The organism is Acinetobacter sp. 1125_18A, assembly GCF_052824985.1.
This window is the reverse complement of the sequence record NZ_VTDG01000051.1, coordinates 1-796: the sequence shown is the minus strand read 5'-3', so window position 1 is coordinate 796 and position 796 is coordinate 1. Positions and strand designations below refer to the sequence as shown.

Sequence of the window (796 nt, the reverse complement as noted above, 5' to 3'; positions counted from 1 at the left end):
TGAGGCTTATTCATTTGAAAATTATAGTGTGGAATCAGCCTTTAGAGATAGGTTTGTGCAACAAAGCCATTTAGAACTGAGTAAAAAGTGAGTTATAAAAGAAGTCTAATGTAATTTACATTTTTCTTTATGTATTAAATGTGGAGCAGTTAATTAAAACATATTGACTGTGATTTATTTTTCACACTCCTGGGTTAATATGTGATGTAATTTAAATATATAAAATGGAAAAAATATTACATGCAAAAAATTAGCGTTATTTCTAAAATAACTCATCATAAGTTACTTGAAACAGTTGAGCAAAAAACAATTTTATTATCAGAAAGTTCTGTAGTAATTTTGGATATTAAAAAAGAGGATATTCTAAGTTATAAAATTGAAGGAAATGAACTGGTTATTACATTAAGGAATGGTGAAATTCTTACAATTAAGAATTTTAATCCTAACACTAGTAGTCTAGTATTAAACGATGATGATGAATTGTTATGGGTTAAGTTTACTACTGAACATAATAGTTCATTAGTAACGGCAGTTTATGAATCGATTTCAAATATCTCTCCATTATTATACGATGACTTAGCAATTACTGGATTGAAGGCTGGTGGTGTAGCTGGGCTACTACTTGCTGGAATTGGATTGGGGATTAATAGCCTTAGTGATGACGGGGCTGATAGAAAAAATACAACTAATGCAGCGATTAAAGATACAACAGCGTCAGTTGAAGCCGCAGAAAAAGCGTATCAAGATGTGACTCAAGCGATTGCAGATGCGAACAAAGATCAATTGATCACGCCAG

At 31.3% G+C, this 796-nt stretch carries 1 protein-coding gene; it reads left to right on the top strand.

Features of this window, described 5'->3' with window-relative positions:
* Positions 1–240 precede the first annotated feature (240 nt).
* Positions 241–796: BapA/Bap/LapF family prefix-like domain-containing protein (locus FY049_RS22205; protein ID WP_446084431.1), on the top strand; the 556-nt coding region annotated here is incomplete at its 3' end.